This is a genomic window from Castellaniella defragrans (assembly GCF_014203015.1).
GTDB classification, from domain to species: Bacteria; Pseudomonadota; Gammaproteobacteria; order Burkholderiales; family Burkholderiaceae_B; genus Castellaniella; species Castellaniella defragrans.
The window spans coordinates 4,071-5,360 of record NZ_JACHIB010000033.1 but is presented as its reverse complement, the minus strand read 5'-3'; the positions used below and the strand labels follow the sequence as shown (position 1 = coordinate 5,360).

The 1,290-nt window shown below is 54.5% G+C and carries 1 rRNA gene (cut by a window edge); it reads right to left on the bottom strand.

What is annotated here, in order from left to right:
* Positions 1–124 precede the first annotated feature (124 nt).
* A 23S ribosomal RNA gene (locus tag HNR28_RS17960) occupies positions 125–1,290 on the bottom strand (it continues 1,820 nt past the right edge of the window).

The following is a 1,290-nucleotide window of genomic DNA, read 5'->3' as shown; positions in this document are numbered from 1 at the left end:
GACGCGACGGGCTGCATTGTAGCAGACTCGGGGCGCCTTGCACTGGGGTTGCGTTGTTTCGTTCAATTGTGTCGGCTACACACACACGATCACTACGTTCCGTTGCGGTACTCCGCAAGGTTATAGGATCAAGCCGCACGGGCAATTAGTACTGGTTAGCTGCACGCGTTACCGCGCTTCCACACCCAGCCTATCAACGTCCTGGTCTCGGACGACCCTTCAGGGGGGTCAAGCCCCCGGGATACCTAATCTTCAGACGAGTTTCCCGCTTAGATGCCTTCAGCGGTTATCTCTTCCGTACATAGCTACTCGGCAATGCCATTGGCATGACAACCGATACACCAGTGGTACGTCCACTCCGGTCCTCTCGTACTAGGAGCAGGCTCCGTCAAGTATCCAACGCCCACGGCAGATAGGGACCAAACTGTCTCACGACGTTTTAAACCCAGCTCACGTACCTCTTTAAATGGCGAACAGCCATACCCTTGGGACCGGCTACAGCCCCAGGATGAGATGAGCCGACATCGAGGTGCCAAACACCGCCGTCGATATGAACTCTTGGGCGGTATCAGCCTGTTATCCCCAGAGTACCTTTTATCCGTTGAGCGATGGCCCTTCCATACAGAACCACCGGATCACTATGACCTGCTTTCGCACCTGTTCGACTTGTCAGTCTCACAGTCAAGCACGCTTATGCCATTGCACTATCAGCACGATTTCCGACCGTACCTAGCGTACCTTCGTACTCCTCCGTTACACTTTAGGAGGAGACCGCCCCAGTCAAACTGCCCACCATGCACTGTCCCCGACCCGGATAACGGGCCAAGGTTAGAACCGCAAACAGACCAGGGTGGTATTTCAAGGTTGGCTCCACCGAATCTAGCGACTCGGTTTCAACGCCTCCCACCTATCCTACACAGGCCGGTTCACAATCCAATGCAAAGCTACAGTAAAGGTTCATGGGGTCTTTCCGTCTAGCCGCGGGTAGATTGCATCATCACAAACATTTCAACTTCGCTGAGTCTCAGGAGGAGACAGTGTGGCCATCGTTACGCCATTCGTGCAGGTCGGAACTTACCCGACAAGGAATTTCGCTACCTTAGGACCGTTATAGTTACGGCCGCCGTTTACCGGGGCTTCGATCAAGAGCTTGCACCCCATCACTTAACCTTCCGGCACCGGGCAGGCGTCACACCCTATACGTCGACTTTCGTCTTTGCAGAGTGCTGTGTTTTTAATAAACAGTCGCAGCCACCGATTCTCTGCGGCCCCTTCATGCTCCAGGCGCAA